Source organism: Hafnia alvei, from assembly GCF_034424155.1.
Lineage (GTDB): Bacteria > Pseudomonadota > Gammaproteobacteria > Enterobacterales > Enterobacteriaceae > Hafnia > Hafnia alvei.
Window position 1 is genome coordinate 2,883,268 of the sequence record NZ_CP139992.1, and the last position, 17,529, is coordinate 2,900,796.

Genomic DNA, 17,529 nt, shown 5'->3' on the forward strand with positions numbered 1-17,529 from the left:
GAATTAAATATGCCTAAACACACCCAACACGGGGTTCCATAACCACACTTCGGCCTCCTGTTCTTTACTCACGCGCAGGTTGATTTCGCCATACCGCTCGCAGACATTAGCAAGCGCCATCTCTCGAGCGTCGGCTACGCTCTGTAATACCTGTTCATAATCCATTGCCATCCATGCAGAGACGCCTTCTGCCATATTCAGTTGCTGATAAGTGAATTCTCCGGCGGCTTTCCAGCCTGCGGCACTATCGTCATCACGGAAGAAAAATTTCGGCTCATCAAACTCATCCTCCATGCGCAGAAAATATTGTCTTTCCGGCTGCGAACGGCGAAACGGCGTACGGCGTTGCAGTTCGCCATTCCAGTTAACCGGCAGCCGCCACCAGTGCACGGCAACAGGATATTTCCTCTCGTTGCCCATTAACTCCAGCTGTGAACGCCCATGCTCAAGATCGACCAGACTGGTGTAACACTGACCCTCGACGGGTTTTGATAACATATCCAAAATCCGCGGCACCGCATTAATATGCTGATATTGCTCTGGTTGCAGGATCTCATTGAGATCGTGGCTGACGAGTTGAAAGAGTTTTGTTTCAAAACCGGGCTGACACATCGCTGGGGTTCTCTGGCGGTATGCACGCACGTTTTTATTGAGGATGAGCAAGTTTGGACTTTGTGGAGGTTTCTGCCGATGGCGCTGAATACGCCCAGCAAACTGAATCAGTGAACGCATCGAGCTTGGCTCAATAATGCCCCAGTCGGCGTCCCAGTCGCGGCCAACTTCGACCACGGAAGTAGCCAGCACAACGAATAAATGATGTTTGGCTGTGCTTTGTTCTACCACCCGCCGGATCTCCGGCTTATCCCAGAGTGAGTTATTCTCTCCCGAGCGGGAAAACGCGGCATCGAGCCGTTTTTCCATGTATGAACGCATCACCAACGGATGTTGACTGTGATAAACACAATAGTGAACGCAAAATCCATCAGGCGAAGACATCGCCATCAACGCTTTAGCGGTGGCGACCAACGGATTGATATTCGCCATGCGAACCAGCCCTAGTGAGACTGATTTATCCGCATGCTCTTCATGGTGCTTCGCATGCAGCGCGAACATATTGTCGTGGAGAGTCTTTGTTATCGCATCAATGACCACCTCGGTTTTAGACGACGGTGGTAAAACCGTAACAATCTCTGCCCTGCGCAGCACAGGTTTGACCGGTAGCCGTTTTGCACGCTGTCCTGCAAAATTACAATGAGCATCATAAAAATCTTTAGGACGACCAAATTCACCCGTGCAGGCGTCATCTTCATCAAACCACGCACAGCAAACATTGAGCGGCAATCCCGGTTCACCACAGGCTTGCTGATAAGCTTGGCGCCCCGTGCAGTAGGCAGAGAATAAAACCTGTACAAACGCGGGCGGCAATGTGGCAGAAGAGAGCAACACACGTCCACCGAGCATTCCCGCCCAGTTCACCAAGCGACAAAGCGCATGCTGATCTTCAATCTCAAAATCATCCGGCTCATCGAGCACCAAATCGCTGGTCAGCAATCGCAGCATCGGGGCAATTTGCTTGCCACCACGCACGCCTTCAGTGGCTGGCATCAGATGATCGATAGTGGCGACCAGCACTGGTGCGTCCACCAATTGGCGCAGCTTAGTGTCCGTTTCCAGCCACTGACGCAGTGGCCCAGTATTAGGTACACCGTCGTAATGTACATATTGATGTGACTCAAAAAGGTCTTTTCCCGACGCGCTGTTATTATCGTCATCAGGCTCGTTGTGCAGCTCTCGCACCGCGCGAGAACCAACCAGCACCGCTAAATCGTCCTCACCCAACCCAAGCCTTGCGCGTAATGCTTCGCCGGTTTGTAATGTAAGCGTACGTAGCCCTAGCGCAACGGTGAAACGACATCCCTCGTCTTCACGTGCAAGTGCATACATGATACGTGCGTTGGCGAACGTTTTTCCGCAGCCTGTAGAGGCCATATTGATGCCGAAGAAACCCTGACTTTGCGAACATTCACGTAGGCTTGCAGCCTTATCCCACGCCTTGTTTTGCCACTGGTAACGCGCACCTTTTGCCCTTTCTCGAAAGCCTTTATGTCGTGAAATAGCGGGCAACTGACGGCGCAGCGCGGCGAAAGTTCGTCCCAACAGGAAAGCATGGTGGCTAACGCCAACAACATGCTCATCCAGTTTTTGCTTTAGCTTACCCTCTTCGGTATTTGCCCATGCGTGGTAGGTTTCATCCTGCCAGCCAGGCATTGGTTTCTGCGAGGAATAATGATGATCCGCTAGCATCAAGGCTAAACGGGCAAGGTGCACGGTAAATGTTTGATCAAGTGAGCCAAAATCGGGCAGAGACACGGCATGAGCAGCCCGCTTCGCCAGCTGATTAGCTTTATTACGCCAAGTTTGACTGCGCAGCGGCGTACCTTTGGGAAACGTCCAAACTTTATCAAAATCACTTTCGCGCCAATCGCTTTTTTCGTGGTTGAGCGCACTCCAATACACATTAAGTTGATTTTCCAGCCATGTCTTACTACTGGATAGCTCTGGCTCATTTTTCCCTAAATACTGCGGCAAACGGTGATGAGAAATAATCAGCCAAGCGACCACTCGCGCCAGCGGTGGCAGATTGACAAGTGGGCTATCGCTCTTCTCTTTGCTGTCTTTTTGTAGGCTTGCCAGCCACTCATTTTCGTCTTGTGGTGCTAGCCTGCCCAATTTATCCAACCACTGTTTATCGGTTTGCGTACCAATAAAAGCCTGAAACAGCCGCACGGATATCCACTCATGGCGAAACGGCTGGTAACGATGGCCGCTTTTGCCCTGCAACACCCCTTGAAACAGCGCATTAGCTTTCCCAAAATCATGAAACAACCCAGCAATACCCGCCAATAAACTAATCGCTTCAGCGCTGTGCCACTGATTTTCATCTTGGCTTTTGAGAACATCGCGCATAGTGCGATTTGTCGGTACGGCTCCTTGGGCGTTAAACCGCCGGAGATTTCCTACAATCCATAGCAACTCAGTTTGCCCGCCGCTTTTAATCCAATGGCAGGCGACCGCGGTATTTCTTCTTGCCGTTTTGCGCAATAAACGGCGTAGCGTATTCACCCCATCCAACGTTATCGCCGTTTGCCATGTACCGTCGCCTTTGCGCTCGGCAAACTGATCGAGGATCCGGCGCGAAGCAACCAGCGCATTTTTGCTGCATTGGGAGATAAGCAAAATATTCATGGCTTGCTCTGGCCGAGCTGCTGGGCGGTATCCTGCAACGTTTCAATCATCGTATCCAAGACTTCTGCGCGCTGAAAACCGGTTAAACAACGTTGGCGAAACTCTTGCTCGTCGTCTCCCGCCATTGCAGCAATGAAGGCCTGTGGCAAAACCAGCGCGTCTTTGATCAAATCAGCAATATCGAAAACTAAGCCGCCGCGCCGCGTTTTACCATGCAGCACCGCGAGACCATGCGGTAAGCCCGTAACCCAAGCTGCCACCGCCGCCAGACCATAGGCCAAATAGTTGCCATGATCGAGAAAGCGGTTTGCCATATCAGTGCCGCCGCCGCGTTTGGCGCGGGTAAACTCACCGTATTGGGTTGAATCCGAGGCAAGCTTATACAAGGCCTTCGTCATTACCGCCTCTTGCACCATCAAATCGGTATGATTGGCGCACTTCTCCAAATTTTGCTCATAGCGTTGCAGCAAAGCCTGCAAGCGTGATTCATCTACTCTGAAGCGCTCCTCACGTTGCATTAACGAACCTAACCAATGACGACGAATTTGCTCGGTCCGCACGCGCTGAAAACGCACCGCAGCGGCTAAACGTTTATCGTCATCAAACCAAAAGCTCACCCAGTTTTGCAGGTACTCAGTGGGACGATACTCGCTTTGCGGAGCTAACCACGAGACATCTACCTCAACCTCATTTGCCGCAAATAAGGGCGTTCCCCCTCCGCCGCAAAAACCGACCAATACGCCTGCACGGGCAAACTCTCGCATTGCGGCCTGAGTGACCGAGGTTCCGGTGCCCAACATAACCACGGTGGTATTCGCGATGGGAATATTCCAATACAGTGATTCGCGCCCTTCATCCGTCACATATTCCACTCGACCGCCGTTAACTAATACTCGGCAATATTGGAGGTAATAAATATTTGAGCGTTTTGAATGCAGAATAGTTTTCAGATCAGAGGGAGAGAAATCATTGCTGTTCACATCGTTATTCCATCGTTGGAGACAATGCAAAAATACCACCCAACACATTAGGGAAATTTAACTTAAATCACACTTAGCGATGCAGTAATTCTTAATTTTGGAATATAACCAGCTTAACGGCTTAAGGTTGATACATAGCCAATAAAATTAAACACAAACCATGGTGAGTTTGTAGGCTGCCTGTACGGCAGTGAACGATTCCTCCTGATATGATCCGTTGCGTGTAGTTTTCTAAGCTGCCTGTACGGCAGTGAACCCAAATCTCATTCTCGCTAAATCTCAAATGCTTTTCTAAGCTGCCTGTACGGCAGTGAACCTATGAATTACCAAGCGGTGCCCCAGTGTATCTTTCTAAGCTGCCTGTACGGCAGTGAACCGTCATCGGATCGCAGCAAAGTCTTTGTTGAATTTCTAAGCTGCCTGTACGGCAGTGAACTAGGGATAGCCGGTGGCTGAGTAGGTTTGACATTTCTAAGCTGCCTGTACGGCAGTTAACACCAACCGCACTCACACATCCTCTAGATTGGCATTTCTAAGCTGCCTGTACGGCAGTGAACGTAAAAGACAATCGCGGCGTTGAACAGTTTGCTTTCTAAGCTGCCTGTACGGCAGTGAACGTGAGCCCCCAAATCGTTAACGTGCCTTCGTTTTTCTAAGCTGCCTGTACGGCAGTGAACGCTTTAACTAACACTGATGTCATGTGCGCTTTTTTCTAAGCTGCCTGTACGGCAGTGAACATAGTGAAAAAGAAAAAAGGCTCTATCCGATGTTTCTAAGCTGCCTGTACGGCAGTGAACCCATCAGTACATTAGGTGGAGCGGCAGCGATTTTTCTAAGCTGCCTGTACGGCAGTGAACAAGTAACGCTGGAGCCATCCCCGCTAACCGTATTTCTAAGCTGCCTGTACGGCAGTGAATTTAGGATATTAGATTTTATTGCAGGCATTCTATTTCTAAGCTGCCTGTACGGCAGTGAACCGTGTAGCACCGTCCAATCCAACCATTGGTGATTTCTAAGCTGCCTGTACGGCAGTGAACTTTGCCGTAAATGCTGCCGCAGTTGTATTTGTTTTCTAAGCTGCCTGTACGGCAGTGAACTGAAGGCTACTCAGAAATTCCTAATGGATTCATTTCTAAGCTGCCTGTACGGCAGTGAACAGTTATGTAAGCTTCGCAAAGCTGCGCCGGATTTTCTAAGCTGCCTGTACGGCAGTGAACCAATTTATGGCAAAGATTTTCTTTTCCCTGACTTTCTAAGCTGCCTGTACGGCAGTGAACCGTTCGTCTGTCATCTGTAGTCCTTGTTGCGATTTCTAAGCTGCCTGTACGGCAGTGAACATTAGATAAATTCAGCGGAGGCGAATTCTGCGTTTCTAAGCTGCCTGTACGGCAGTGAACGCGTTGCAGAGTTTAAAAAATATATTATTGCATTTCTAAGCTGCCTGTACGGCAGTGAACTTAGTCGGCAGTACCGATTACCTTCTAACGCACTTTCTAAGCTGCCTGTACGGCAGTGAACACAGAAAGAATCACCCGATTACTAGTAATGAATTTCTAAGCTGCCTGTACGGCAGTGAACTTAAATGGAACATATTATTATTGCTTTTTTAGCTTTCTAAGCTGCCTGTACGGCAGTGAACAAAAAAACCCGCACGCGGCGGGCTCTTGAATGTTTCTAAGCTGCCTGTACGGCAGTGAACTGATGCCTAACTCTACATACGACGTGCCTAATTTTCTAAGCTGCCTGTACGGCAGTGAACTCATTGATGGCCGACGGTTCAGCGCTTACGCATTTCTAAGCTGCCTGTACGGCAGTGAACTCGGTTTCAATGTTTTGAAAATACATCATCCCTTTCTAAGCTGCCTGTACGGCAGTGAACAATGGGTAGCTTGTCGATTGCCGTTGCAAGGCTTTCTAAGCTGCCTGTACGGCAGTGAACTGTCAAAGTGCCTAATGATAGCCGTACATCGGTTTCTAAGCTGCCTGTACGGCAGTGAACAGGGGGAATCTAAAACGCTGGTTGTGTATTCTTTTCTAAGCTGCCTGTACGGCAGTGAACTGTAGGATATTCGCAGAAAGCGTCGATTAATCAGATCGGTAGCTCATTTTGGGGAATTTAACCCTTTTTTCTTACGGTTCATTGGAGGAGTGAAAAATCAATGAGTTATCGTGAGGGCAGAAAAAAGGGTTGAAAGAACTTACCAGCGTTTTGCCGCTTGTTGGTCACTGTCGCGGGCGTCGACCCAGCGGTCGCCCTGCTCGGTGGCTTCTCGTTTCCAGAACGGCGCGCGGGTTTTGAGGTAGTCCATAATGAACTCGGCGGCATCAAAGGCCATGCTGCGATGTGCGCTGGTCACGCCAACGAATACAATTTCATCGCCGGGATACATGGCGCCAATGCGGTGGATCAGCGAAATACGCTGTAGAGGCCAGCGCGAACGGGCTTCTGCCACAATTTCATTTAACGCTTTTTCTGTCATCCCAGGATAGTGCTCTAAGGTCAATGCGCTGACGTTATCGCCAAGATTATGGTTGCGCACCTTGCCAGTGAAAGTCACCACTGCGCCATCGTCTTCGCACTGCGATAGCCATTGGTATTCGTCACCGACGCTAAAATTGTCGAGACCTACGCGAATACGGGTATTTTCCATCATTAACCCCCAGTAACCGGTGGGAAGAAGGCCACTTCATCACCCACTTGCAGAGGATGCGTGAACTCCACCAGCGTTTGGTTTACCGCAGCAAGCAATTTGCCCGTCTCCAACGCCAGAGCCCATTTGTCGCCACGCTCGGCCAGCGCAGCGCGCAGCGCTTCAACCGTCGGATAGAGTTCACATTGAAGCTCATCGGTTTCAATCAGCTCACGTACCTGAGCAAAAAATAGAACTTTAATCATGATGCATCCGCCTTAAAATCACCGGATTTGCCGCCGCTTTTCGCCAGCAGACGAACCGGGCCGATAACCATATCTTTTTGCACCGCTTTGCACATGTCATAGATGGTCAACGCCGCCACCGACGCGGCGGTTAATGCTTCCATCTCCACGCCGGTTTTACCGGTTAAACGACAGCAGGACTCAATACGCACACGGCTGGTATCGACTTCAGCGGAAAGCTGAACTTCAACTTTGGTCAGCAACAGTGGATGACAAAGCGGGATCAGCTCCCACGTACGTTTTGCCGCCTGAATACCTGCAATACGCGCGGTTGCAAAGACATCACCCTTATGGTGTTTGCCTTCAACAATCATCGCCAGCGTTTCGGGCTTCATTTCAACATAAGCTTCAGCGCGCGCTTCACGCACGGTTTCTGCTTTGGCAGAAACATCGACCATGTGGGCTTCACCGGCCGCATTGATATGGGTAAGTTGGCTCATAATTTTCTTTTAGATTAATAACGAGTTAAGGCAACGTTAGCCGCCGATGAAGGAAAGGTTCTGCGTATGCCCGATGTTGCCATCATGCAAGAAATGCGTTTGCTTTTTATGCCGCAAACCGCCTTGGATACGCATTTTCAGCTCATCAAGATGTTCATCGCCCGCCAATAGATCGCGTAACGGAATGCCAGATTCACCGAACAAACACAGGTGCAAATTGCCGATGGCAGACACTCGCAGGCGGTTACAGCTGGCGCAGAAGTCTTTTTCATAAGGCATGATCAGCCCGACTTCGCCCAGATAATCAGGATGGCTGAAAACCTGTGCAGGGCCATCGCTGCGAGAGCGTTCTTGGCGTTGCCAGCCAAGGGCCAGCAATTGATCGCGGATGACTTCGCCTGAAACATGATGTTTGCGGAATAAATTGCCGCCGTCTCCGGTTTCCATCAGCTCAATAAAGCGCATTTGAATCGGGCGGGTTTTAATCCAGTTAAGAAAACCGTTCAGGCTGCGATCGTTAACGTCGCGCATCAGCACGGTGTTCACTTTCACCTTTTCAAAACCGGCATCAAATGCCGCGTCAATGCCCTGCATCACCTGCTTGAGCTTATCTTCACCGGTGATGGCGTGAAACTGCCGGGCATCAAGGCTATCCACGCTCACGTTAACCGCCGTTAGACCGGCAGCGCGCCAATCAGCAATATCACGCGCCATGCGATAGCCGTTAGTGGTGACTGCCAGCGTTCGAATCGATGGGTTTTCACGTACCGCAGAAATGATGTCGACAAAATCGCGACGCAAGGAGGGCTCACCGCCGGTTAAACGCACCTTCTCGGTGCCCAATTCGGCAAATGCACGACTGACGCGGCGGATCTCATCGAGAGATAAGAAGCTTTTGTTGGCATGACCATTCGGTTTGTAGCCGTCTGGCAGGCAGTACGTACAGCGAAAATTGCATACGTCTGTGATCGAAAGGCGCAAGTAATAAAACTTACGCTCAAATGCGTCAGTCAGTTGGAGCATTGTTAACACCTTTCCAATTCGGGAGGCACAGGCATTTCTACCTTGTACCCTGGTGGCTTATAGCCACGGCCCAGACACCGTATCAAGTGGAAAACAGCTGTTTTCGACTAAACTTAGGTAAAAGGGCTAGGAGTTCAGACGCCATGAGAGCATTAACGCTCACACCACACCTATGAATAATTCATTAAATTCTAGCGTTTATTTTATGGCTTACCAAACATATCTCGCTGTATAATTTCATATATAACGCTTTTATGTCAGTAACTTAGGTGCAGAATACACTAGTTACGGCCCCACTATACTTGATATAAATCACGCAAATAAGTCTGGGTTTCGCCTTTTTCAGTGTGATCCGTTACTTTACTCACAGTTTATTTTCATTTTGTAGGATTTTTATGCGAAACCGCGCTTTAGCCGACCTCGATAAGGTCGTCGCTTTGGGAGGCGGACACGGTCTTGGCCGCGTCATGTCAGCCTTGTCTCCTCTGGGTTCACGTTTAACCGGCATTGTCACCACCACGGATAACGGCGGCTCCACCGGGCGTATTCGCCGCTCGGAAGGCGGTATTGCGTGGGGCGATATGCGTAACTGTTTGAATCAGCTGATCACCGAGCCCAGCGTGGCCTCTGCCATGTTTGAATATCGTTTTAACGGTAACGGTGAATTAGCGGGGCATAACCTTGGAAATCTGATGTTAAAAGCATTAGATCACCTGAGCGTGCGTCCGCTGGAAGCGATTAACCTGATCCGCAGTTTGCTCAAGGTTGACGCTTCGCTTATTCCAATGTCAGAACAGCCGGTCGATCTCAACGCCATCGATCAAGATGGCCATGTAATTTATGGCGAAGTGAACATCGATCAGCTTAAAGAAATGCCTGCGCAGCTGATGCTTGAACCACAGGTACAGGCAACACGTGAAGCCGTTGACGCCATCGAAAAAGCCGATCTGATCCTGATTGGCCCTGGCAGTTTCTTAACCAGCCTGATGCCTTTATTGCTATTGGAAGATCTGACGCGTGCCCTGCGCCGCACCCGCGCGCATATGATTTACATCGGTAATCTAGGAAAAGAGCTGAGCGTTGCGGCGGCAGCCCTAACCCTGCCCGATAAGCTGCGCATCATGGAAGAAGCCATCGGCGGGCATGCTATCGACGGCGTTGTCGTGGGACCAAAGGTCAACATCCAAGGAATGGAAAACCGCGTGGTGGTGCAGGAAACGCTGGAAGCCAGCGATATTCCCTACCGCCACGACCGCGATCTTCTGCGCATGGCTATTGAGAAAGCGTTACAGCAGTTGAGTTAACTTGCGATTATCAGTAATACATCAGCCCTGAGCAGCCCAACGCCCGCTCGGGGCTTTTTTTCACCACAACGCATTGCCTTAATCACGCATCACAGCGTTTCTGTCGGCTTTAACCATTCATAATTGCCATAAGGCGATTGCCCTGTGAGCCATCGGCGCAGCATATCCAGCGCTAGCATTGCCGTCATTTCCTGACGAATACGTTGGCTGTGACGCTGTGAGCTATACACCATCGTTTGGCCGAAAGTATCTTGTGCCGAATGCAGCACTACGCTGATGCAATCGTCTTGCAGTTCGCCTATTGCAATCGTTAAATCCACGCCGCTGTGAGTCGCTAAAATACGTGCCCGCGACGCGACCTCTTTCAAGCTGCTGTTACCGCTGTGCTCCGGCAGTTCGCCATTGCCCAAAGGCGCATCGGCAGAACGTAACTGCCAACTTAACAATCCGGCGGTAAATTGCTCGCTCAGGGCCAAACGTAGCCCGCGCTCACGCAGAAGAACAGCAACGTCGTGCGGCAAGCCCGCCGTGCCTTCAAACACACAGTTTTCGCCCGCAACCGCGCGTACATGCTGCCAAGTTTCAACCATCGCTTCGCGCTGGGAAGACGGGCCTGTCAGTTTTAATTCGATGATTGGCATCGACGAGCGATAGCCCAACGTGGTGTTTGGCGGCAGAGGTAATGAGTCCAGTTGCTGCGCTAAACCGCTTTCGGAGCGGCCAAACGTCGTCAGTCGTAAACAAAGCGGTGGCTCCGATAGCGTAAAGCGCTGACGCAAACGCGGCAAAATTTGCTGTTCGACCATCACTTTAAATTCAGAAGGCACGCCCGGCGTAAAGAAAATCCAGCAACCGTTGAGCTGGATAGCAAAACCGCAGGCGGTGCCGACCGGATTATCAATCATCTCGGCGCTGGCTGGGATCATCGCCTGCTTGCGATTGCTATCAGACATCGGACGCCCGCGTGAAGCAAAATAAGCTTCCATCTGTGCGATCCACTCAGGATGCTCAACCAGTCGCTCGCCTAGAGCGTCTGCTGCAGCCTGCGCGCTGAGGTCATCGCTGGTCGGCCCTAAGCCGCCATTCACGATCAGAACGTCAGCATATTGGCTACGCAACTGTAGAGTGGACACTAAATCTTCCAGTGCATCACCCACGGTGCTGCGCGCACGCATCGGGATCCCCTGCTGAAAGAGATAATCTGCCAGCCATGCGGAATTCGTATCAATGATTTGGCCGTGCAATACCTCGTCACCCGTACAGAGCATTTCTAGACGTAGCATACGCCTCTCCTGAAATTTATGACCACCGTAAAGCCCCACTTTAGAAACTGCGCTATCACAACACAATGCTTTATTGAGATAATTTAGCGCGAAATTATATGTAATTATTTATTTACACTAAATGTAACGCCAGTTTGACGAAGTGAATATTTTCCCTTAATCTGCGGGTCATAAATAGTAATGGATCGTCTTAATGCAGAGGAAAGCGTGAAGAATCGCACTCTTGGCAGTATTTTCATCGTTGCGGGCACCACAATCGGAGCGGGAATGTTGGCCATGCCGCTTGCGGCAGCCGGCGTAGGATTCGGCACGACCTTTATTATGCTGGTCAGCCTGTGGGCATTAATGTGCTACACCGCCCTGCTGCTGGTTGAAGTTTATCAACACGAATCTGCGGATACGGGTTTAGGCACGCTGGCCAAACATTATCTGGGCCGGTCTGGGCAGTGGTTAGCCGGAGCCAGCATGCTGTTTTTAATGTATGCGTTAACGGCGGCTTATATCAGCGGCGCGGGAGAACTCCTCGCCTCCAGCCTAAGCCAATGGCTATCCCTTGAGATTAAGCCTAGCGTGGGCGTTTTGCTGTTTACCCTCATCGCTGGCGGCGTTGTCTGCATCGGCACCCACTCGGTTGATATGTTTAACCGCGTACTGTTTACGGCCAAAATTGTATTGCTGGTCATCATGCTCACGCTCATGATGCCGCATATTCATCAGGCTAACCTTCTCACGATGCCATTGGAAAAGGGACTTGCACTCTCTGCGATCCCCGTCATTTTTACCTCGTTTGGCTTCCACGGTAGCGTGCCAAGTATTGTCAGCTACATGAACGGCAATCTGCGCAAACTGCGCTGGGTATTCATCACCGGTAGCGCCATCCCACTTATCGCTTATATTTTCTGGCAGCTTGCGACGCTGGGTTCGATTAGTTCTTCGACTTTCGTCGGTATCCTTGCCGCGCAGTCAGGCTTAAATGGTTTGTTACAGGCGGTGCGCGAAGTCGTTGCAACCCCACATGTTGAGCTTGCCGTTCATCTGTTTGCGGATTTAGCGCTGGCGACCTCTTTCCTCGGTGTGGCGCTGGGTCTGTTTGATTATTTGGCCGATCTGTTCCAGCGCAGCAACAAAGCTTCTGGACGTGCGCAAACGGGCTTAATGACGTTTCTGCCCCCGTTAGCTTTTGCCCTGTTCTACCCACAAGGCTTTGTGATGGCGCTGGGCTATGCGGCGGTTGCATTGGCGGTATTGGCGTTGCTGATCCCATCGATGCTGGTGTGGCAAACGCGTAAGCATCATCCTCAGGCGGGATACCGCGTTATGGGGGGTAAGCCTGCGCTGGTGTTGGTTTTCCTGTGCGGTCTTTGCGTGATTGCCATTCAGCTATCAATTGCATCTGGGCTATTGCCAGCTGTCGGTTAAATTTGATAGGGTAAAAAGATGAATAGCATAATCCGAACTTCTCAGGTTGCCCGTTGGTGGCGCTGCATCTAGCGGCGGCACAGGATTCTGTTGATTCAAACATATCTTATACAAGCCGCCGGAGGGCGGCTTGTGACATTTTAGGACGCGCTCCGGCTACGATTTTTCAGGAGCGTTACCATGTCCGACCTTCAGACTCATTCAGCATCACACACTATTCTCACCGGCGATCGTCCAACAGGCCAACTGCACCTTGGGCATTACATCGGCTCACTGCGCCAACGTGTCGCGTTACAGGATCTGTATCCGCAGTTTGTTCTGATTGCCGACCTGCAAGGATTAACCGACAACGGTAGTAATCCGCAAAAAATCTCCCACAACATTTTCGAAGTGATGGCTGACTATCTCGCGGTGGGTATCGACCCGGCAAAAACGACGATCTGTTTGCAATCCGCTCTGCCCGCGCTGGCAGAGCTCACCATGTTGTATATGAATATCGTTAGCGTGGCGCGCGTAGAGCGCAACCCTACGGTGAAAGCCGAAATTGCCCAGAAAGGATTTTCACGCACCCTGCCCACCGGTTTTTTGGTTTATCCCATCAGCCAAGCTGCCGATATTACCGCGTTCAAAGCTGACCGCGTGCCGGTAGGTGACGATCAGTTGCCGATGCTGGAGCAGACCAACGAAATCGTGCATAAGATGAATAGTTTATTACCGGAACCCACTTTGGTGCCTTGTCAGGCGATGCTCAGCGCGGTGAGCCGTTTACCGGGCATTGATGGCAACGCCAAAATGTCAAAATCATTAGGTAATACCCTGACCTTGGGTGCCAGCGCCGATGACATCAGCGAGGCCGTTCATGCCATGTATACCGACCCCAATCACCTGCGCGTCAGCGATCCAGGGCAAATCGAAGGCAACGTGGTGTTCACCTATCTGGACGCATTCCATCCAGACACCGCCCAGGTTGCCGCCATGAAGGAACACTACCAGCGTGGCGGGCTGGGCGATCGTCAGTGTAAGCAGGAGCTTGAGGCGTGCTTACAGGCATTGCTGGAGCCTATCCGTGAACGGCGTCTTCAGTTCAGCGCAGATAAAGCAGCGTTGATGGAAATCTTGCAGGCAGGCACCGAAAAAGCGCGTGAAGTCACTCAACAAACACTTGCCGAAGTGAAACGCGGCCTCGGTTTACCTGTGATGTTTTGAACCCGTTACGTTTTGAAACCATTACGATTTGAAACAAAAAAGCGCCTGATAATAGGCGCTTTTGAAAAGCCATCGTAATGGTTTAGAAACCGATACCGGCCCCGACATAAGCACCATCGGCCACAACGTTATTACGATCGCCGTCTTTGCCTGACATTTCAATATAGCGATAGCCAACATCAATCGTCACAGGGCGAATGACGCTCCAGCGCAGACCCGCGCTCGCTTCTTTGTAATCGTTAATGCCGCTGGACAACGAATCTGGTGAATAGTATCCCTCACCGTATAGAGAGAAACTTTTGGTTAATGGCCACTGTAGACCACCACCAACGGCAATCGCATACCCATCGCTGCCATCTTTTTGCGGATTGAGGTAGAGCGCTTTGCCCCCTACGTTGGCAAGGAATGGTCCTAACGGCAGATTAATGCCCAAACCAAGGCCAGCAACATCACCGTCGTCGTCGTTATGCGCCCAATTCAGCGTGGAATACAAACCGGATGAATCCGTGCCAAATCCCGCTTCAACGTTCGTGTAGTGCTCACCCGCTTGCCCATGAATACTAATAGCATTTGCTGCCGTTGCAGAAAAAAGAGCGGCACATGCGCAGCCCAAAACAATCTTCTTCATCTAGTGATTATCCTTAAAAAAATAGCCCGGTTCTCAGGTTCCGGTGCGCGAGAGTTTAAACCAATCATCAACGAGAACCAGAGAAAACTTCTCTAAGTTTTGTAAAAAAATTAAGCAATTATGTGTCTGATAACTTTTAGCAATCTGGTTAATAACCCTTAACTATTTGCGTGAGATCATTAAGAGGTCTACAAATATTGATTAGATTGGTTCACGGAACACTTATGGAAAGCCGGTTTTCCCAGAGCAATCTTTTATGTCAGCTACATATTTTGGATTTAGCTGAAGAGCAATACCTGAGTGATAGGCACCTAAGCACGTCTGCCCTGAAACGAAAGGTATCACCCGGTTGAAGCAATTCACTGACTCTTGATGAAGGAGAGAAGTAATGAGCAAAAAAGGACTGACCACCGCCGCAGGCGCCCCCGTTGTTGACAACAACAACGTCATTACAGCAGGACCACGCGGCCCAATGCTGTTACAGGACGTCTGGTTCCTCGAGAAACTGGCCCACTTTGATCGTGAAGTCATCCCTGAGCGTCGTATGCACGCTAAAGGTTCTGGCGCACACGGTACATTCACCGTCACTCACGATATTTCCAAATACACACGCGCAAAAATTTTCTCTGAAATCGGCAAACAAACTCCGATGATGGTGCGTTTTTCAACCGTCGCCGGTGAACGTGGCGCTGCCGATGCAGAGCGCGACATTCGTGGCTTCGCCATGAAGTTTTATACAGAAGAAGGTAACTGGGATCTGGTCGGTAACGACACGCCGGTCTTCTATCTGCGCGATCCGCTGAAATTCCCTGACCTGAACCACGTGGTAAAACGTGACCCACGCACCAACCTGCGTAACCCAGTCTACAAATGGGATTTCTTCTCGCAGCTGCCGGAAGCTTTCCACCAGCTCACCATCGACTTCAGCGATCGTGGCTTGCCTAAGTCCTACCGTCACATGCATGGTTTTGGTAGCCACACCTTCAGTTTTATCAATGCCGACAATGAACGTTTCTGGGTTAAATTCCATTTCCGTTGCCAGCAAGGCATTGAAAACCTGATGGATGATGAAGCTGAAGCGCTAGTCGGTAAAGACCGCGAAAGCTCACAGCGCGATCTGTTCGATGCTATCGAACGCAAAGATTTCCCTCGCTGGAATCTGCAGGTGCAGATCATGCCAGAGAAAGAAGCGGCGCAAACGCCTTATAACCCATTTGACCTCACCAAGGTATGGCCACACAAAGACTATCCACTGATTGATGTCGGTTACTTCGAACTGAATCGTAATCCAGACAACTATTTTGCGGAAGTCGAACAGGTTGCCATGAACCCAGCCAACGTCGTGCCTGGGATCAGCTTCTCTCCAGACAAAATGTTGCAGGGCCGTCTGTTCTCCTACGGCGATGCGCACCGCTACCGTTTAGGCGTCAACCATCATCAAATCCCAGTGAACGCACCACAGTGTCCGTTCCACAACTATCATCGTGATGGCGCGATGCGCGTTGACGGCAACAGCGGCAACGGTGCAACCTACGAGCCAAACACCTTTGGTGTATTCCAAGAGCAGCCTGATTTCAGCGAACCACCGTTGAGCATCGAAGGTGCCGCGGATCACTGGAATCATCGCGAAGATACCGACTACTACACTCAGCCTCGTGCACTGTTTAACTTACTGAGTGAAGAAGAACATCAGCGCATGTACACCCGTATCGCGGGTGAGCTGTCTCAGGTTCCTGAAGCTATTCAGAAACGTGCTCTGTGCCATTTCGCGCAGATCCACCCTGACTATGCAGCCGGTATCATGAAGGCATTAGGCCAATAATCGTTCTCTTTCATGTTTGTAGCTACAAACGCAAACAGGAGCCTTTAGGCTCCTGTTTTTTATCGGCGAATTATCAGTAATAAGTGATGGTCACATTGGCTTTGGCGGTAATTTTTCCTGCAAAACTAGCCGAAGAAGAATCCGTGATCTCAGCAGCGGTTTGCACAATGGCGGCCTGATAATAAGCCGTATTTGCTCCTTGCTGTGCACTGCCAATATTTTGCTTTGTTCCCATGATGATGGGGTTACCTTGCGCGTCATAGAGCGCAACCGCGACTCCGGTGAGTTTTCCCCCGTCGGCCTCGCTATGAGCCACTAATTTATCGTTACCTTTCAATATTGCATTAGCATCATCAAAGGTGAATTCAACATTATTGGTATAGCTGCTACAGGTAAATCCAATACCAAATCGTGTTTGTGCTCCCTCTTGCGGAAACGACCCTGAACTACGCTTATTAAAATTACCCAAATCAACCGTTTGATGCGCTGAATCTAAGCTGCATGATGGCGCAGCCATATAAACCCCTGAGCCTAGAGGAACATCCACCGTCGCCACACCGGACATGCCATCAACGGTGAAAGTAAGGTGTGCGCCAGCGGGAATAACGGGAAGCGCGCTATATTCTATCCAGCCCAATTTAACTAACTCAGCACGCATGGACTCAATGGCATAATTATGCGTTTCATCAAACTTATATAAGCTTTTATCTGCATTATATTGAGCGCCAAACTCAAACAGCGTTGTATCGTCTTTACCGTTAATAACGGGGTACTCAACGCCAAGTAATTTCCTAGTTGCTAATTTAGCCGGTGAATAACTATTTGCTAGCGTTTCGTCATTGTAAGAAACCGCTTTGATATACAGCCTAAGTTTAACGCCGTTATTATTGGTTTGAGCTTCCCCAGTCCAGTCCAGCGCAGTGTCGTTGATAGCACTGAGACTTAATGAAACCGTGCCATCAAAACCAGCCGGGGCGGCCACCTCTTGTCCATCAGTGGTACAGCTTAATCTCATATTGGGCAAAAACTGCGCATAATCGAGAGAAAGCAATACCGAATAATCGGGAGTATCCTCATCCACCGCTATCGGGTTTTCACGCGTATACGGCGAGAAAGGAGCTGCTCCACCAGTGTTAATGGTGCAGCGCAAAGCGCCTGCCCAAGTCGTCTGCGGGATAACGCCACCTAGCAATACGACAACACTCATCAACATCGTTTGAGCTCGCCACCATTTTCTCATCGT

13 protein-coding genes, 1 CRISPR repeat array and 1 riboswitch are annotated in these 17,529 nt (G+C 50.3%); of the genes, 4 read left to right on the forward strand and 9 right to left on the reverse strand.

The genetic code is table 11. The features are described from left to right. Positions 1-3: 3 nt before the first annotated feature. The 6 genes from cas3f to moaA form a co-directional block, all read right to left on the reverse strand. A complete protein-coding gene (gene cas3f, locus U0008_RS13485; RefSeq protein ID WP_043494062.1) occupies positions 4-3,246 on the reverse strand; it encodes a type I-F CRISPR-associated helicase Cas3f in 3,243 nt (1,080 codons plus the stop codon). Continuing rightward, positions 3,243-4,226 (reverse strand): type I-F CRISPR-associated endonuclease Cas1f, encoded by a 984-nt coding sequence (gene cas1f / locus U0008_RS13490; protein ID WP_043494064.1) that lies wholly within the window; start codon positions 4,224-4,226, stop codon positions 3,243-3,245. The genes cas3f and cas1f overlap by 4 nt, the downstream gene beginning before the upstream one ends. 168 nt (positions 4,227-4,394) lie before the next feature. Further along, positions 4,395-6,285: direct repeats of the CRISPR family, unit length 28 nt; unit sequence TTTCTAAGCTGCCTGTACGGCAGTGAAC. A gap of 139 nt (positions 6,286-6,424) precedes the next feature. Further along, positions 6,425-6,877 carry a molybdopterin synthase catalytic subunit MoaE gene (gene moaE, locus U0008_RS13495; RefSeq protein ID WP_025798003.1) on the reverse strand — a complete coding sequence of 151 codons (453 nt, stop codon included), beginning with the start codon at positions 6,875-6,877 and terminating at the stop codon, positions 6,425-6,427. 2 nt (positions 6,878-6,879) lie between these two features. Then, positions 6,880-7,122, reverse strand: a complete 243-nt coding sequence (gene moaD / locus U0008_RS13500; protein WP_025798000.1) for a molybdopterin synthase sulfur carrier subunit — start codon at positions 7,120-7,122, stop codon at positions 6,880-6,882. Further along, positions 7,119-7,601 carry a cyclic pyranopterin monophosphate synthase MoaC gene (moaC, locus tag U0008_RS13505; RefSeq protein ID WP_043494066.1) on the reverse strand — a complete coding sequence of 161 codons (483 nt, stop codon included), beginning with the start codon at positions 7,599-7,601 and terminating at the stop codon, positions 7,119-7,121. Before moaC ends, moaD begins: the two co-directional genes overlap by 4 nt. A gap of 36 nt (positions 7,602-7,637) precedes the next feature. Then, positions 7,638-8,624: a GTP 3',8-cyclase MoaA gene (gene moaA, locus U0008_RS13510; RefSeq protein ID WP_025797995.1), complete on the reverse strand. Its 987-nt coding sequence runs from the start codon at positions 8,622-8,624 to the stop codon at positions 7,638-7,640. Beyond that, positions 8,615-8,769: riboswitch (molybdenum cofactor riboswitch) on the reverse strand. It overlaps the preceding gene by 10 nt. 250 nt (positions 8,770-9,019) lie before the next feature. Between moaA and yvcK the strand changes: the two genes are divergently transcribed. Beyond that, the gene (yvcK, locus tag U0008_RS13515) at positions 9,020-9,928 is read left to right on the forward strand and encodes a uridine diphosphate-N-acetylglucosamine-binding protein YvcK (protein WP_025797993.1); all 909 of its coding nucleotides are present in this window, start codon (positions 9,020-9,022) and stop codon (positions 9,926-9,928) included. A gap of 89 nt (positions 9,929-10,017) precedes the next feature. On the opposite strand, the gene U0008_RS13520 is transcribed toward yvcK, so the two are convergent. Then, complete coding sequence (locus tag U0008_RS13520; RefSeq protein WP_043494070.1) at positions 10,018-11,211, reverse strand: nicotinamide mononucleotide deamidase-related protein YfaY; 1,194 nt, start codon at positions 11,209-11,211, stop codon at positions 10,018-10,020. A gap of 207 nt (positions 11,212-11,418) precedes the next feature. Here U0008_RS13520 and tyrP point away from each other — a divergent pair, with 207 nt between their 5' ends. Next, a complete protein-coding gene (gene tyrP, locus U0008_RS13525; protein ID WP_025797991.1) occupies positions 11,419-12,630 on the forward strand; it encodes a tyrosine transporter TyrP in 1,212 nt (403 codons plus the stop codon). 180 nt (positions 12,631-12,810) lie between these two features. Then, the gene (gene trpS / locus U0008_RS13530; RefSeq protein WP_043494072.1) at positions 12,811-13,836 is read left to right on the forward strand and encodes a tryptophan--tRNA ligase; all 1,026 of its coding nucleotides are present in this window, start codon (positions 12,811-12,813) and stop codon (positions 13,834-13,836) included. Positions 13,837-13,918: 82 nt separating this feature from the next. Here trpS and U0008_RS13535 read toward each other — a convergent pair whose 3' ends face one another. After that, positions 13,919-14,464, reverse strand: a complete 546-nt coding sequence (locus U0008_RS13535; RefSeq protein ID WP_025797986.1) for a YfaZ family outer membrane protein — start codon at positions 14,462-14,464, stop codon at positions 13,919-13,921. A 388-nt stretch (positions 14,465-14,852) separates the two neighbouring features. Here U0008_RS13535 and U0008_RS13540 point away from each other — a divergent pair, with 388 nt between their 5' ends. Continuing rightward, positions 14,853-16,286 (forward strand): catalase, encoded by a 1,434-nt coding sequence (locus U0008_RS13540; RefSeq protein ID WP_025797984.1) that lies wholly within the window; start codon positions 14,853-14,855, stop codon positions 16,284-16,286. Positions 16,287-16,359: 73 nt separating this feature from the next. Here the strand turns inward: U0008_RS13540 and U0008_RS13545 are convergent, their stop codons facing one another. Beyond that, positions 16,360-17,526, reverse strand: a complete 1,167-nt coding sequence (locus U0008_RS13545) for a fimbrial protein (protein ID WP_080723951.1) — start codon at positions 17,524-17,526, stop codon at positions 16,360-16,362. Positions 17,527-17,529 lie beyond the last annotated feature (3 nt).